The sequence below is a fragment of the Desulfatiglans parachlorophenolica genome, assembly GCF_055394735.1.
In genome coordinates, this window is record NZ_AP042460.1 from 560,965 (window position 1) to 576,706 (window position 15,742).

A 15,742-nucleotide genomic window follows, 5' to 3' on the forward strand; every position below is an offset into this window, starting at 1 on the left:
ATCCACGCAGGTACATTTTTGCAGCAAGAAAGGACATGACGATGGCTAAGCTCATATTGTTATGCCAACGCCACGGGGTGGAAAGAAAATCATTTCCGGATGAAACAGCTATCCTCGCAAAGCGATTGATGCCAGATAATTTTACACCCTCATCACCGAAAATCCTCAGTGAGGGTGGGGTGCATATCGCCATTTTGAACCCGAACCATTTGATCCCGATCCAGAATACCAGTGTTGCGCTGGGATACATGTTCGAACCGGAACAGGATTGGGGCAACCCAGGAGAAAGCATCCCTGATGGCTCGATGGCCCTGTTCCGCACCTCACCGGCAGCTGTCGAACTTGCAACGGACCTCATGGGCTCACGTGCTATCTGGTACGCAAAGACCCCATCCTTTTTTGTTGCCTCGACCTCGCAGAGGGCCATCGTTCATTTTCTCGGTTCCTTCGAACCTGACGAAAGGGCAAGGGCTTGGATGCTATCCTCGGGGACGATCGGTCCCGGAATTTCATGGGATCGACGCATCAATGCACTTCCCCTAAATAGCCGGCTTTATCTTGACAGATCTTCCTGGCAGACCAAACTGACAATGGGAGAAACCTGCTTTCGACCCGAAAATCGTCCGCATGCAGTGTTCCTCGAACAACTTCAGCCAATAATCAAAAGCGTTCTCGAAAACATCACGATGGACCCGCAGCAATGGATCCTCCCGTTGTCAGGTGGATATGACAGTCGCATGCTTCTGCTTCAGTTGCACCTAAACTATAGAGATATTCGCTGTGTCACCTGGGGAAAAGCCGACGCGGATAAAAATCGATGGACCGATGCCTGGGTAGCCAAAAGGCTTTGCAAGGTATTGAACGTCAACCACACGTACTTCGTCACCGAGGTATCGACCGATGGCTTCAGTACCGTTTTCGAGCGGTTTCTTGCAGCGGGTGAGGGCAGAATCGACCAGCTCGAACCATACCTGGATGGTTTTGAATTATGGCGGCAGTTGACTTCCAGCGGGGCCAAGGGCATCATCAGAGGTGACGAGTGCTTTGGCAGCCGCACCCTATATTCCGAGCTGGATTTCAGGAAATTCTGCTTGGCAACCATGCTTGCCGACTATGAGGATTTCAGGAGAATGGACATAGCCGCACAATACCCACAGACCTGGCCACAGCACTTGACCCGCAGGCCTGTTGAAAGCATGGAAATGTGGCGGGACCGTTTGTACACAGACTACCTCTTCCCGGTTTGGCTTTCTCCGCTGAACGAATTAAAGCAGGCCTATGTCGAAATCATGACGCCATTCATATCTCGCCGAATAATCCATTTTGTCAGACGCCTGCCGGATCGCCTCCGGACGGAAAAAAAGCTCTTCCGCGCCGCTGTAAGCGCACTTTCACCGGCGGTGCCATTCGCCAGGTATCCAGCCATAGATCTCGGACGGACATACCTGAAGCGCAGAGACGTATCGCAATTCATGGGAGATACCCTCAACTCAGCCCATTGTCGCCACATCTTTCCACCAATCCTTCTGGAAGCAACCATCCGGAATATGCGAAGCAATGGTTCCAAACCGATCACACAAAAATACCCAATAACTCGGAAGATCCGCCCATTTTTGCCGCCCCGGATGGTCAAAACCATACAAAAGACCCTCAACCTGCAAGAAAGGGTGGACTATCACGACGTAGCGCTACGCTGCTGCATCATCGATGCCATGGCCAGGAAGCTGGAGGAGGATGCAAAAGCCTTTAGTACTATCGACCAACGCCTTTATGCACTCACAGAAGCTTCTTCACCAACTGATCCTCACATCTCTCATTACAGATTAAGTTCCCTTACCGCAACCTAACTAGTTTCCATCCGGAAATGGTCTTTTTGGCCAATCTCGGCGTCAATCAATACGTCTATTTGTGGAGCGAGCAATAAATTGCATCAGCGCAAAGAATTCATTCCTTGGTATAAAGAAAATATCCTAATTTCCAAATTGTAAACCGCCTCGTGCTGAATATAGCTTTCGCGGATGACAACAAACTATAATATGCTCACATGAATTGTGCATACATGGCCATTTACACCCCAAAACTCAATCAGTATTCAAAATATTACGATTGAGCAATTTCCTAAAAAACATTTTGCTAAAATACATGTAATTATATATTATAATTACATGTATATTTTACATATAGGCATTATATGAGCTACTTTTGTGGATTTATAGATATACATTCGCAATTATCTTTTTCACAAAAAAATATCATTCTCGATTCAATGTTACAGTCATTAATACAAAAATCACCCCCTAAACCGTCATATTATTTGAAAAAAGAATTTGCGATTTGTTTTCCTCAAAACAATTTGCAATCGACGGGCATACCAACCGAAAATCAGATAAACGAAAAACAACCGATCTTTTCAATCATAGAAGGTAACATATTTAACACAGACTATTTGAGAAATTATAAAGCAACTAATAATAACTCACCAATAAATTATACGCATTCAAATTTTATACAAGATTTGTATAAAAAATTTAATATACAATATGCATTACACTTGGACGGAGAATTCAGAAACCTTATTTGTGATATAGATAACCACCTACTCCTATTGTCAACAGATATGCTCGGAACAAAACCGATTTTTTATTATATTAATAACGATTACTTTATATTCGCATCAGAGATAAAATTTATACTTGCATCGAAATTGTTTCTACCAGAAATAAATTTTGCAGGAGTCAATGATTTTTTCACTTTCGGATATGTACCACATCCGGAAACAATGTTTAAAAATATCATGCAAGTTGAACCGGGTTCAACAATCCAAATAGAATTCAATAAAATAAAGAAACACAATTATTGGTCATTCAACTATAATATAGAAGGATATCATCCTGAAGAATATTATATACACACATTTATGGAATTACTACAAAAAGCAATTCAAAAGAGAATCAAGAATCACACGCATATTTCTGCATATTTGAGTGGTGGCATCGACTCAAGTGGAATTTGTTCCCTTTTAAGCGAGAAATTTGACATACCATTCAAGGCAATCACTATCGGTTTCGAAGAACCTTCTTTCAATGAAATTCCATACGCTGAAATTATCGCTAAAAAACACTGCATCGATTGGACTTCAAAAGTCATTCGACCCGGAGACATCCTCCCTCTTTTTGAAAAAATGACGTACGATCTTGATTCTCCATTCAAAGATTCATCGATTTTTCCATCATATTTTGCAGCAAAGGCTGCTTCAGATTATAGCAATACTGTATTAACAGGCGATGGCCCGGATCAACTGATGCTAGGAAGTGATCAACACAAAAATTTTCAACTTGCTATAGACAGCGATAATTGCTTCAAAAAATTAATAAGAAAAGCTGGATTAAAGCATATTTTCGAAAATATACCGATATCAATTTCCGCCGATAACTACTTAGATAAAATCAAAAGAAAATTGTATTTTACATCGATCCCTTTTGAAGAAAAATTTTATAAAAACAACATGATAAGTTTGTTGTTGAAGCGATATTTATATTCATACGATTTTATGGAAGTTAATAAAGGATTTAGTCCATACAGAAATATTATCGCAAAAATGCAAAAAGTCCGTGATCGTCCAGAACTCGAACAATATTTATTTTATGATATTTACTTTTATTTACATGATGACCTCATACCAAAGGTCGAGAGAACTTGCGCAGTCAATAAGATTAAACCTTCTTCTCCATACCTGGATAAAGACTTACTATTATTCATTCAAACAATACCAACCAAATATCGTCTCAATGGTCAAGAATCCAAATATTTAATGAAAAAGGCATTCGCTGAATTAATGCCACATGAGGCATTATATAGACAGAAAAAAGGTTTTTCCATACCCAAGGATGAATGGTATTTATCTCAAATCAAAGGATATATTTGTGAAATACTTTTTGATCAGAAAACTCTGGATCGTAATTATTTTGACAAAAATAGGCTAAAAATCCTGCTTGAAAGATATTTCTCGGGCAAATCGTCATATTATTCGTGCTCAAGTACCTTAATAAACTCCATGGTTACTTTGGAGCTTTGGCATCGGATTTTTTTTGAATCCAAAGCTTGGTCTAGATAGTGTCTATCCGGAAATGATTTCCCGGTACAAGCCGTTTCCAATCCGGAAATGAGGAATTTTTGCCAATATAAAGGAAATCAAGCGTTTGCGCGGAGGCGACCTGTAGGTCGCCGCACAAGCAAACGTGCAGATTGACGCCGAGATTGGCCAAAAAGACCATTTCCGGATGGAAACTAGATAGTGTCTATCCGGAAATGATTTGCCGTACAACCCAGTTTCCAATCCGGAAATGAGGATTTTTGGCCAATATCAAGGAAATCAAGCGTTTGTGCGGAGGCGACCTGGTGGTCGCCGCACAAGCAAACGTGCAGATTGACGCCGAGATTGGCCAAAAAGACCATTTCCGGATGGAAACTAGATAGTGTCCGAAAATGACTGACTTGCACGACTATGTTTCGAACCAGTATTTTATGATGGAAACTTGATAACAAATTCTATTTGAATCACAATTTTTACATTTGCTGTTTTATATCCAAAATAAATTGCGACAATTGCCAATCGATGTTTATATCAATACGGTTATTTGATGTATAAATGACCATCCTGCCCGAAAATCAACGTTTCACGTACAATCCACATCAAATAATTATAATGCAAACTTCTCCACTTTGCCAAACATACCTCACCTATAGCTCGTGTCCATCCGTAAATGATTTTCAGGTACACCCGGTTTCCAATCCGGAAATGAGGAATTTTTGCCAATATAAAGGAAATCAAGCGTTTGCGCGGAGGCGACCTGTAGGTCGCCGCACAAGCAAACGTGCAGATTGACGCCGAGATTGGCCAAAAAGACCATTTCCGGATGGAAACTAGCTATGTCTACTAATATGGTCTGCGGCCTCCGGCCCAGATGCTGAGCAAACGGGTACCTCTGACCGCCTTTTCAGGGGTGATTGCCAAAATCCCTTCACGGAGAAAGGAGGTGATTCTTTTTCTTCGCTAAGGCCGCGTTTTCATAGAACGTTTTAACCTAAATCCATTATCGATGCGATATCAGGGAGGAGAATTATGTGTCTCATGCAAGTAAGATCGGCAGATATACTGAAGGTGGTACGGCAAATTGTCTTCAGGGGGTTGTTTGCCGTCCTGGCGGTTACTGTCCTCTTCGGTTTCATACCCTCCAACGGGGAGGCAGCGGAGTATAAACTCGATGATTTCGTGATCCTGGTGGACGATCAACTGATCATCAAGGGTGCTGCCGACGTAAACGCTTACACAGGCGCAGGCCGCAGGACCGATCTCGGCAGCCGCAATTACGCCGAGATCGGCGGCAAGGCTCGATGCCGTATCCCGGTCGGTGCGCCAACCTTGGCCGATGTAGCCGTCATTGCACCCAATATCCGCTTGGGAAATTTCGCGGCTGTCAGTCACATTATTTACGATGCAGCCACAGGATCCTATGCGGATGTGGCAACTGCCGGCAGGATCGGTCCCGACCTTCTCGAAAGCGACATGGGTAACAACTCGTTGAACGATACCGGCATCAAGGACCTTCCGGCTTTTCCCGCGTTTCCGGGGACCATCATTCCAGGTATCGTGGACGTTGTAATTCCGTCGGCCGGAAGTCAGGTCGTCCCTCCGGGGGCTTATCGCGACCTGCTGGTCGGTTTCAAAGGCAAAGTCTATCTGCAATCCGGTGTTTACACCTTCAGACGCATCATTTTCTACCCATCAGGGGAATACAACGTCTTTTTTGAAAACAACACGGAAGTGAGGGTGAAGGAATTCGTTACCTTCTCGGAATATGGCAATGTGAACCCAACCATGGCAACTGACGTGGTCCTCTATGTAGAAGGCTCGGACGGGACTTACGGCGGAGACAACAAAAACCCGAAGGGCGTCTATGGAGAGCCTGTGGCCTTCTACTATGCCGGTGACGGCCATTTCTGCCTCTGTTTCGTCTACGTTCCGAACGGCACCATCGGCCTGCGCGGGAAGAGCCAGCCGCCGCACACCACGCAGTGGTTCGGTCTTTCATTTCTTGAGGTTTCCACGCTGCGCATCTCCCTCAACCAGTCGACCGAGATCTGCTATATCCGCCCGGGGATCGAATGTGCGTGCATTACGGATTTCATTTTGAACTCGGATGGGACTCTGCAGGTCAAGGGGGTCAATTTCAGTGAAGAAACGGTTGAGAGACTCGCGATTTTCACCCCGGACGCCGCACTGATCGCAGGAGGCGTAACCAGTGGAAATACCGGCTCAGACCAACTGCACTCATCCCTGGATTTCATCAGCCTCGACCGCTTCGACACGCAGAACGATGTAGTGGGAGCCCTCAACGCCGCCGGATACACAACCGGAGCCGAGTTCTTGCTGGGAATCATTTACCCGATCGACCTGAAGACCGGCAATGTCGGCGGTTACTGCATCTTCACCGACAAGAAACTGGTCCTGCCATAGGTCATGCACAAAACGCCGGCAGACTGATTGAAAGGCTGCCGGAAATGTGACGGACAGTAGCACCCGAGCCGCTGATCACCTCCCCGTACTGCCTCCAGCAGGGCAGTACGGGGAAAGACCCTCCTGCTGCTCAAGGAATAAACGTTACAGTGAGAACCACCGTACGAAATGAATCGAGTTCGAAGCAGGGGATCATTCGATAACGTGCACTCCCGGCATCCTCCGCAATAATCGCCAGCGTATTGCCACTCCGCCAGCCCGACGTGTTCACGATTTCCTGAACAATCGAAGAAAGGTCCGGGCTAACATTGTACGTATTCTCCTTCCAGGCGTCCGGCTGATCCCTTACCTCCGCCGCGGTCTTCGTCCGAGCGCTCAACCCGTATGGGGCGCTCGTGAACGGTCCGGCGGATGCGCTGATCTCGCCGGTATACCTGAGACTGATGGGATTGCTCCCATAGAGACGGCAGGGGATCTGTAAGACCGCGCTGTGGATGACTGCTCCAAAGGGTACGGGAACTGAGCCAAACCGGAAACCAGTGATCCACCCCTGTCCCATGTACATGGTCTTCCCGCTCGTCGAGACAACGCCGTTATAGGTTTTCTCTCCTGCATCGTCAGAACCTGTTTCAATCACCAAATGAATCGTCTGGGGTTCTCCTTCAGGCACCGGCTCCCAAACCACCTCGATCAGCTTGGGGGTTTCGTTTCCTGCGGCATCATCCGCAGACACGACAATGGTATTCGAACCTTCTTGCAGAGGAATGCCGCTGATGAACCACTGCGCCGTCCCCTCTGCAGCGCCTGCGACGCCCTTATCCGTCGACCAGTGCACCCGCGTGACCCCTACATTGTCCGAGGCGGTCCCCGAAACATCGATCTGTGGCTGATGGGTTACCAATGTCCCCATTACAACCGGATCCGTGATGTAAATTTCGGGAGGCAGACAATCTTCGGACGGGGCCTCCAGACGATAGGTTACGCTCAGAACGGCGGCCAACGCCGGATCCTGTTCGAACGCAGTCACTCGCCTGTAAGCGTCACTGCCCCTGTCGGAGATGAAGAAGTTCATCCCGGAGCCTTCGCGCCAGCCCGGACGCCGCACAATTTCCTGGACGATGCTCTGCAGATCCGGACTCTCGTTGAATGCCCCGTTCATCCATGCAGACGGCCGATCGGACACGGCGGCGAGCGTCTTCGGCCGCCCACTCAAATCTCTGGAAGCCGTTGAAAAGGCCGCTGCATCATCCGCGGCCTCTCCCTGGTAGAGAAGATCGACATGGCGGTCACCGTATCCCCAGCAGTGAAGCCGCAATTCGGCCGATAGAACAGCAGCGCCCGCAGGGATCGGGACCTGCCCGAAATGAAAAGCATCGATGTAGCCAGCCCCAACATATTGCCTTCCGTAAGTCGGTAAGGTCATGCCGTTGTATGTCTTTTCCAGGGAATCCAGATATCGGTCCGTCACCTGAACTTCGACAGTCCTTGAGGCGGAAGGATCGGGCTCATAGGTGATCCGGATGACCGCCTCCCCCTGGTTGTTCGAAGTGTCCCAGGCGGTTACCGTGATGCGGTTTTCGCCTTCCTGCAGGGGAACGTCCTGGGTGGACCAATTCGTCCCACCGTCGGCTGCCCCTGAACCGCCGCGATCATTTTCCCAAGTGACATAAGCGATTCCAGAGTCATCCGATGCCCTCCCGGACACCGACACACCGTTTTCCGCACTTTCCCATTCAGGCTCGGACGTGGGAGCGAGAATCTCGACTAAAGGCGGAGTCTGATCCAAGGGGTTGCCGGGACACACGGCGAGCGCTTCGAAAAGGTTCAGATTTCCAAAATCGGGATAGAGGGTCGGCCAACAAGAACCGTCAAAACTCAATCGGTCGGAAAACCCCTCGAGGATCTCGGCCGCTTCGTTGTACCGGAGATTGGGATTCTGCGCAAAGAGACGGGCAGCAGCCGCTGCGACGAACGGTGTCGCCATGGATGTCCCGCTCCAGGATCCATACATCCCACCCGGCAAGGTCGAAAAGATGCTCACCCCAGGGGCAGAGATCGTCACAAACTCGCCATAATTGGAAAAGCTGGCCTTACAGTCCCGCTCATCGTTGGCAGCCACCGCCATCACCCCATCGGAATAGAGCGACCAAAAGGCAGGAAAATTGGCTGCAGTACTGTCGCTGTTTCCTGCCGCCGCCACCAGCAACTTCCCCTTGGCAACAGCATAATCGATTGCATCGTGGAAAATCACGGTCCCCAGGTACGTGCCCAGGCTCAGATTGATCACACGCACTTCAGGTCGGTCAGCTGCATCGTAAATAGCTTGAATCACATTCCAGGTCGATCCGGACCCATCGCTTCCGAGCGCCTTATGCGCAAGGATCCTGATGCTATCCATCACACCGGCGCTTCCTTCGCCATTGTCAGCCGCTGCCGCGATGATCCCGCTGACGTGGGTACCGTGGCCATGGTCATCCATGGGATCCTGATCGCCGTTGTGAAAATCGTAACCGGGGATCACCCTTCCGATGAGTTCAGGATGCCGATAATCGACACCGGTATCGATGACCGCGACCACCGCACCATCCCCACTCCAGTAAGGCACCAAGTCCGCTTCGATATTGCCGTATCCCCAGGTGAGGCAGGGATCGTTTGGAATCGAGGCCGTTGCCGCCGCGCCGCCGATTGCATCCACATCCAGGACAGCATCCGGTGCCTGGTCCGGGATGGAGATCTTCGCGTTTGGTTCCACGCGAATCCTATTCGAAGAACGGGTCAGTGCCTGTACAAATCTTTCCTGCAAAACACCAGATCGCTTCTGGACAAGAACCAGATGGGGCCGGTTGGGCATGCTCGCTTTGAGGCGGCCGCCGGCCCTTTCCGCGATCCCTCGAAGATCGAAATCCTTCAGTTGGGGGCTGGGCTGGAGGGAGATGATAAATTCATCGTCTCCTCCAGCAGAAGGAAGCTCCCCGGCAAGCACCAGTCCGGTCGAGAAGAAAATGGTGATAAATAAAAAGATTGCAAAAAAAATACGTTCGGATCTGTTGCGGTAAGACATACCTATACACCTCCTGATGGTTTATTCCCTGGATACAGACGAAATGATGGGATACATCATGAGGATGTCCTACCAAAGCATTTCGTCCGAGCAACCCCGCTGCCGGAACCGCTTCTCTCTGCGAACGAGGGAAACATAACAACCTTCGGGCTACCAGCGGCGAATCCTCTAAAGAGGCACCCGCGCGTGCCCGACGCGAACCCAAAATCGCCCAAAAGCGTTGTTCTGCGGCCGGTGGCTTTGCGTCCCATCCTTATCGGAATGGTTTGCCTTTTTCGAACGGCCGAATCATCGATTTCTCACATCGTGTTCCCCTCCTGTCTTGACGTTGCAAACATTCCCGGGGTCGTGGCCGGGCGGAACCAACCAATGTGATATTGCACAGATCTTCCGGCGAGAGTCCGGAATATAGAATAGACAAAACAGTTCGTCAACACAGAATTCGGTATTATAAATCTTATTATATCCATACAATTTCGGTTATACAGATGAATAATACTTATAAATCTATAATTGTGCACATCTTTCACCAATTCCATATATAGACATGAAGAGCCAATTAATTAGGCAAAACAAAAAATCTTTTTTATTGATATGCTCAATGAAAATCAAAATATAATCTTTCGATGCAATTCACTAAATAATGCTCTATACATATATGGTATTATAGAAAAGGCAGCGGGGGAGGAGATGAGAGAAAAAGACGATATGCGATTTGTTCATGAAAATACATCTCAATTGTTCTTACTCAAAAAAGATACCTATGCCTTCACTCATACCAGCAAGATACTCGGACTTATAAAAGATATAAGTACCGATGGCATGACCGTCCAATATGTCGTATTAGATGAGCGCCAACCAATAGATATCATCTTTGATCTTGTCGACATTTTTATGATTGGAGGTCACTTCATCGTTCGACAGGCTCCTTGCGAAATCATTTACGATCAGCGCCACCCGGAGGAGGTATTTGCATCGTGGCTGCTGGAAATACGCCGTATGGGGATCCATTTCGGCCGTCTTTCAGCGGATCAACGGACCGGCATCATAACCCTTATCGAGGCATGCGCCACAAAAGCCAACCCCGAAAATTCTAAATTAGTGTCCATCCGGAAATGATTTCCCGGCACTACCCAGTTTCCAATCCGGAAATGAGGATTTTTGGTCAATATCAAGAAAATCAAGCGTTTGCGCGGAGGCGACCTGTGGGTCGCCGCACAAGCAAACGTGCAGATTGACGTCGAGATTGGCCAAAAAGACCATTTCCGGATGGAAACAAATTAAAACCAATCCCCGTCTAGACACACTCGATCATGCCAAGAGGGACGGCCCCGCTCCGGTCGCCACGAATCCAGACACCATCATAATAGCCACATAAGTGCTGTGCCTTCCGAACAATGGCGGGCCCCTCAAAAATCCTCAGTCGAAAAAATGGGGAAGAGGCGGAAAAATGCCGCTTCTGATATTGGTCACAATCTCTTCATCATATGGGTCACGCGGCAGAACTCCCGCTTGATCCAGCACGGCTGAAAACGCCACATCCGCTGCTTGAGTGGCGACAGGGGGAACATCCAAGGACACAGGCAACCGGGAGACGTCGGTCTCCGTTGAAGGCAACACATTGCCGTCAATCCAGGCCGCAGACTGGTCATCAAGATACCAGATCGCGGTATGTCCCCTCCTACTGCTTGGAGCAAGCCGATAAACATTGTTGACGATATTGGCTCGTGCACCTCCAGCCAATATCGTCCCATAGCTCCCCCACTGATACATGATATTGTTGCGAAGATCAAAGACCCCTTCATTCAAAGAAGGAATCCGCGCACCGCTGTTGTAGAATAGATTGTGATGAAGCGTGACATTGGTTGTCCCATTGTATTTGATGAGGCTCTGCTTCCAAGTGTTCGCAAGAACACACCACGAAACGGTTATATCCTTACTCGCGCCGTAGCTAAAACCTGAAATGTCTAGACTCCCGTCCCCAGCATCAGCCATGGAACAATGATCTATGATCACGTTGCGGCATGAATTCACCTGGATACAATCGTAACCGAATTTGGATTTTCTGATACGCAATCCTTTGAGAATAAGGTTGTCAGAGCCTATAGCATACAACGTCATGTTAGAAAAAATCACTCCGGATCCCAACCCGTCGAGAGTGACGTTCTGCAGCTCAATCAAATGAATATCAGAAGAGTAGCTCCAATCGCCCAAAAGCTTGATGGATGCATTACCCCCCGCCGAACATACGTCACTAAGGATGGCATCCAGTTCAGAAGCACTGTTCACTGTATGCACCGGGTACCCCCACCCCCCGGTCGTCGCAGCGCCAAATCCTTCGGCAAAACCCTCGTAGGCCGGTTCCTGCATCACAACAACATCCACGGTGTCCGAGGAAAGCCCACCGTCCGCAAACAGAACCACTACACTTGCAGTATAAGTGCCTTCCGTTTGATAACGGTGCACCGGTTCGACTTCGTACGAGGAGATTCCGTCTCCAAAATCCCAGGTTAGGGATACGACCGGATCCGAATAGAAAGAAATCGCGTTGAAATGGACGGCTTCTCCCGGAATCACAACTTGCGGCTCTGCAGAGGCCATTACCGAATTTTCACCCGGAAGGCGGTATTGGACATAGAGACCAGACGGTCGGGCAGGGTCCCCTTCGAAGGATCGAAGACTCCGGTAGGAAGAACTGCCGTTGTCGCAGATAAAGAACGTCACGGCATTGCCCTCTTTCCAGCCCGGCAGTTCGATAACCCTCTGGAGCAACTGCCGCAAGTCCGGGCTTTCGTTGTACTCGCCTGATTCCCAGGCTGGATTGTCGTCCAACACCTCCTCGCCGGTAAATAGCCTTGAGCTGAGGTCCGCCTGCCGCACCCTGAAAGGTTCGGAATAGGCAGAGCGCTCAGCGACATATCTGAGGCTCACAGCGTTCTTTTCGCCGGAAGCACACACCATCAGCAGCCGAGCCTTTTCGATCACCGCATTTGCAGGAACGGGGAGATTGAGGAAGCGGAAAGCGGCGACTTGATCTTTCCCAACCAGAATCACACTGTTGCTGGGCACAACTACGCCGTTGTATGTCTTTTCGAACGCATCGTTCTCGCCGGCATCCACCGAGAGAAAGACTTCCCGCAAGAGCCCATCCGGCGGAATATACGTGATATGCCTGGATGCCACTCCGTAGTTACCGGCCGCGTCATAAGCCCGCAGGGTAATCGTATTTGGGCCATCGACCAATGGAACCTTCTGGATGGACCATTCGCTTGTACCAGTTGCGGTTGCTTTGTATCCTGAGTGTGTCTCGCATTCGACCCTGGTCACAAGAATATTGTCTGAGGCCTTGCCTTGAATATCAATCTGCGCTTCAGATATTTTCATGTCAGCTGGGGGCGAAAGGACTGTGACGTTCGGCGGCACTGTGTCATTGGAAGGGTCATGCAAATCATATAGATACTGAATCACGAGCCGCGCTGCATGGGCCGGGCTGTTATCGATCTGGTCGACCTTCCGGATAGATTCACTGCCGTAGTCCTCAACGAATATAGAAAGGGCGCCTCCCTGCACCCACCCGGGTCTGCTGATGATTTCCTGGACAATGGCCGCCAGATCAGCGCTGGCACTGAAGTCGTAGTGGTTCCAGGCTTCAGGGGTATCGATCACCTCAGCGCTTGTACGTTTTCGACTGCTGAGGCCATAGGGTGTGGTGTCAAACCACATCGAATCGTCAGCCGCATCCCCTGTGTACCGAAGAATGATCGAACGCGTTTCGTAACCGGAGGCATACTGAAATAGCTGTGCAGACTCGATGATCGCATTCCGCGGCACTTGGATCCCGTCAAATCGATAGGCTAAAAAATAATTTTTTCCAGCGTAGGTATATCTCTTGTTGGTGGCGACATAGCCACTGTCGACAAATTCGACAGCATCATCCGCAGATGCCAAGACCCGCGCGATAGTAACTGATCGGCTTTCCTCAGACGCCGTTAAAGGAGTTGGCAAGCAAGCGCATAGACACGCAAACACACAAACCGCTATAAGTGATCTGCGGATACACTCATTGCCGTTTTTCGTTTCTATATGAAGAGCCATCTCGCATTACCTCCATAAAGGGACCAATCCAGAAGGACTCGTGGATTTATAACGCAATGAAATTCGTAAACCATTTCCAAATAGGCATAAACTTTCCGCTGAGCTGATCCGATTTACAAAAATTACATATGCAAAAAACTGTCATAACCAATACATCCAATATTAATGATTTCCTATATGTACATAATAGTAATTACAATAATTATGCTGATGATGTAATTTATTTAAGTGATAATAGATCATTTTGTAATAGCTACATAGTGTAAATTTTATTTCATATATGGAGGCATTTGTCAATTAATAATATTTATCTTACACAATTTTTTTATTTGTCCGAAATGTTTCGTCTGCACTCAGGCACTTGATTATGATGAGTGAAAGATTATGCTGAGTTGCGGAACCATTAAAGTTAACTTGGGTGGTAATTTCAATCGTCGTTTCCATTCACTCGCTGACCACGTTTGCATCGCCTAACAGAAACAGATTTTTCATTGACCATCCCTTCGCTGCACAGTCGCATCCCTACGGTGTGCGTCCCGGCTGGCCTACCGAATAATCTCTTTGAGTCCGGCAAGGCTCCTTTTGGCCGATCTCGCCGTCAAGCTGTACCTTTGCTTTTGGGGCGACCTGCAGCTCGTTTCAATGCAAGCGTTTGATTTCCTGGACATTGGCCAAAAATCCTCATTTCCGGATTGGAAACTTTGTCGTGTCGGACGCTCTCTTCCGGATGGACACCAACCAGTGGAGTGACCTTATGAAAAAGTCAAAGGAGGTTTCAATTTTCAATAAGATTTTGCAGGATTATCTGGATTCAGATTCTGCTGCTCAATCCGATCTACGTCCTAAAACGCTTCTTGCTTATCGCGATACGCTGAGAATATTCTTAGAATTCATGCGCAAACATTATTCCAAAGACGCTTCCGATTTGACTGCGGGTGATATGAGCGCACGCATTGTCAGAGAATTTTTGAAGTATCTCGAAACCGAACGCCACAATGTTCCCAAGACGATCAATATCCGGTTGGCTGCCATACGCTCTTTTATGGCATTTGCGGCCATACACGACCCTAAAGCACATACCATACTGAATGAATTAAAGATCATCCCAATCAAACGCCTGAATAAGCCAAATATGCAATATCTTTCACCCGAAGAGGTATTGGCCATTATTCATGCACCGGATTTATCCACATGGTCAGGCATGAGAGACCGCGCCATGCTCGCAACCCTGTATAACTGCGGTGCCCGTGTGTCAGAAATCGTATCGCTGCACCGATCGGACATCTACTTGAACGGCTCAGGGAGCATACGGCTGCACAGCGGAGGACTGAAGGAGCGGAGGGTCCCTTTGTGGTCGATGACCCGGCATCACATTCTCGGATGGTTAGGCATGGCACGCCTAGAAACCGAGGCCGCACTTTTTCCGAACCGCAAAGGGCAGTCGCTGACTCGATCCGGCGTTGAGGACCGTTTGCGGAAGGCAGTAGCTGCAGCGATCCCGCGGCTCCCTTGTCTTGCACATAGACGAGTTACTCCTGAGATTTTGAGGCGAACAACAGCCATCCATCTCCTCAAAACGGGCATCTCACCAAGGCTCATGGCCTTTTGGTTGGGGCTTTCGAACAGTGCCAGCGTCCGCAAGTACACCGAAGCTGCAGCAGCGGCGTTAGCCGAGTTTCCCCTCGAACCGCTCGAAACTCAGGCCAGATTTCCAATCCACTTTCTCTACCAAGACCTGCCCACATTCTAGTTTCCATCCCGAAATAGTTTCCAGTCCGGAAATGAGGATTTTTGGCCAATCTCGGCGTCAATCTGTAGGTTCGCTTGTGCGGCGACCACCAGGTCGCCTCCGCGCAAGCGCTCGATTTCCTCGCTATTGGCCAAAAATCCTCATTTCCGGACTGGAAACTGAGTCGCGCTGGATAAGCATGATCGGATGGGTCCATGGCATCCAGGTTCACTCGATGCACATGTTGACAGATGACCCGTCGCGAGACGAGAGATTAAGGGATGACGCTCTTTCCATGATCATAGGCATGTTTTTCATTATTTTTTTGACATTCCCTCTC

13 protein-coding genes and 1 riboswitch are annotated in these 15,742 nt (G+C 48.5%); of the genes, 6 read left to right on the top strand and 7 right to left on the bottom strand.

Translation table 11 applies throughout. The features are described 5' to 3' along the window. Positions 1 to 41 precede the first annotated feature (41 nt). Together ACZ500_RS02660 and ACZ500_RS02665 are read left to right on the top strand one after the other, a co-directional pair. On the top strand, positions 42 to 1,847 hold the full coding sequence (locus tag ACZ500_RS02660; protein WP_464230989.1) for an asparagine synthetase B family protein: 1,806 nt from the start codon (positions 42 to 44) through the stop codon (positions 1,845 to 1,847). Between the two features lie 467 nt (positions 1,848 to 2,314). Next, a complete protein-coding gene (locus ACZ500_RS02665; RefSeq protein ID WP_464230990.1) occupies positions 2,315 to 4,114 on the top strand; it encodes an asparagine synthetase B family protein in 1,800 nt (599 codons plus the stop codon). Here the strand turns inward: ACZ500_RS02665 and ACZ500_RS02670 are convergent. The 3 genes from ACZ500_RS02670 to ACZ500_RS02680 form a co-directional block, all read right to left on the bottom strand. After that, complete coding sequence (locus tag ACZ500_RS02670) at positions 4,107 to 4,274, bottom strand: hypothetical protein (RefSeq protein ID WP_464230991.1); 168 nt, start codon at positions 4,272 to 4,274, stop codon at positions 4,107 to 4,109. The genes ACZ500_RS02665 and ACZ500_RS02670 overlap by 8 nt on opposite strands. A 13-nt stretch (positions 4,275 to 4,287) precedes the next feature. Then, positions 4,288 to 4,455: a hypothetical protein gene (locus ACZ500_RS02675; protein ID WP_464230992.1), complete on the bottom strand. Its 168-nt coding sequence runs from the start codon at positions 4,453 to 4,455 to the stop codon at positions 4,288 to 4,290. Positions 4,456 to 4,736: 281 nt separating this feature from the next. Then, positions 4,737 to 4,910 carry a hypothetical protein gene (locus tag ACZ500_RS02680; protein ID WP_464230993.1) on the bottom strand — a complete coding sequence of 58 codons (174 nt, stop codon included), beginning with the start codon at positions 4,908 to 4,910 and terminating at the stop codon, positions 4,737 to 4,739. A gap of 221 nt (positions 4,911 to 5,131) precedes the next feature. Here ACZ500_RS02680 and ACZ500_RS02685 point away from each other — a divergent pair, with 221 nt between their 5' ends. Next, a complete protein-coding gene (locus ACZ500_RS02685; protein WP_464230994.1) occupies positions 5,132 to 6,517 on the top strand; it encodes a hypothetical protein in 1,386 nt (461 codons plus the stop codon). Between the two features lie 130 nt (positions 6,518 to 6,647). On the opposite strand, the gene ACZ500_RS02690 is transcribed toward ACZ500_RS02685, so the two are convergent. Continuing rightward, the gene (locus ACZ500_RS02690; RefSeq protein ID WP_464230995.1) at positions 6,648 to 9,578 is read right to left on the bottom strand and encodes a S8 family serine peptidase; all 2,931 of its coding nucleotides are present in this window, start codon (positions 9,576 to 9,578) and stop codon (positions 6,648 to 6,650) included. A gap of 223 nt (positions 9,579 to 9,801) precedes the next feature. Further along, a riboswitch (cyclic di-GMP riboswitch) is annotated at positions 9,802 to 9,859 on the bottom strand. Positions 9,860 to 10,268: 409 nt separating this feature from the next. Between ACZ500_RS02690 and ACZ500_RS02695 the strand changes: the two genes are divergently transcribed. Next, on the top strand, positions 10,269 to 10,697 hold the full coding sequence (locus ACZ500_RS02695) for a hypothetical protein (protein WP_464230996.1): 429 nt from the start codon (positions 10,269 to 10,271) through the stop codon (positions 10,695 to 10,697). On the opposite strand, the gene ACZ500_RS02700 is transcribed toward ACZ500_RS02695, so the two are convergent. Both ACZ500_RS02700 and ACZ500_RS02705 read right to left on the bottom strand, forming a co-directional pair. Next, a complete protein-coding gene (locus ACZ500_RS02700) occupies positions 10,677 to 10,841 on the bottom strand; it encodes a hypothetical protein (RefSeq protein ID WP_464230997.1) in 165 nt (54 codons plus the stop codon). The two genes, ACZ500_RS02695 and ACZ500_RS02700, sit on opposite strands and share 21 nt — an antisense overlap. Before the next feature lie 156 nt (positions 10,842 to 10,997). Next, positions 10,998 to 13,526, bottom strand: a complete 2,529-nt coding sequence (locus ACZ500_RS02705; protein WP_464230998.1) for a PKD domain-containing protein — start codon at positions 13,524 to 13,526, stop codon at positions 10,998 to 11,000. 729 nt (positions 13,527 to 14,255) lie between these two features. On the opposite strand from ACZ500_RS02705, the gene ACZ500_RS02710 reads away from it, so the two are divergent. Then, a complete protein-coding gene (locus tag ACZ500_RS02710) occupies positions 14,256 to 14,423 on the top strand; it encodes a hypothetical protein (protein WP_464230999.1) in 168 nt (55 codons plus the stop codon). Positions 14,424 to 14,427: 4 nt separating this feature from the next. Next, positions 14,428 to 15,423, top strand: coding sequence for a tyrosine-type recombinase/integrase (locus tag ACZ500_RS02715; protein ID WP_464231000.1), 996 nt, complete (start codon positions 14,428 to 14,430; stop codon positions 15,421 to 15,423). Here ACZ500_RS02715 and ACZ500_RS02720 read toward each other — a convergent pair. Further along, positions 15,420 to 15,557 carry a hypothetical protein gene (locus ACZ500_RS02720; protein ID WP_464231001.1) on the bottom strand — a complete coding sequence of 46 codons (138 nt, stop codon included), beginning with the start codon at positions 15,555 to 15,557 and terminating at the stop codon, positions 15,420 to 15,422. The genes ACZ500_RS02715 and ACZ500_RS02720 overlap by 4 nt on opposite strands. Positions 15,558 to 15,742: the final 185 nt, after the last annotated feature.

Excerpts from the sequence above, each read along its gene's own strand:
- ACZ500_RS02660 (WP_464230989.1), top strand. The coding sequence starts at position 42 with ATGGCTAAGCTCATATTGTTATGCCAACGCCACGGGGTGGAAAGAAAA.
- ACZ500_RS02675 (WP_464230992.1), bottom strand. The coding sequence starts at position 4,455 with ATGGTCTTTTTGGCCAATCTCGGCGTCAATCTGCACGTTTGCTTGTGC.
- ACZ500_RS02690 (WP_464230995.1), bottom strand. The coding sequence starts at position 9,578 with ATGTCTTACCGCAACAGATCCGAACGTATTTTTTTTGCAATCTTTTTA.
- ACZ500_RS02680 (WP_464230993.1), bottom strand. The coding sequence starts at position 4,910 with ATGGTCTTTTTGGCCAATCTCGGCGTCAATCTGCACGTTTGCTTGTGC.
- ACZ500_RS02715 (WP_464231000.1), top strand. The coding sequence starts at position 14,428 with ATGAAAAAGTCAAAGGAGGTTTCAATTTTCAATAAGATTTTGCAGGAT.
- ACZ500_RS02670 (WP_464230991.1), bottom strand. The coding sequence starts at position 4,274 with ATGGTCTTTTTGGCCAATCTCGGCGTCAATCTGCACGTTTGCTTGTGC.
- ACZ500_RS02695 (WP_464230996.1), top strand. The coding sequence starts at position 10,269 with ATGAGAGAAAAAGACGATATGCGATTTGTTCATGAAAATACATCTCAA.
- ACZ500_RS02700 (WP_464230997.1), bottom strand. The coding sequence starts at position 10,841 with ATGGTCTTTTTGGCCAATCTCGACGTCAATCTGCACGTTTGCTTGTGC.
- ACZ500_RS02685 (WP_464230994.1), top strand. The coding sequence starts at position 5,132 with ATGCAAGTAAGATCGGCAGATATACTGAAGGTGGTACGGCAAATTGTC.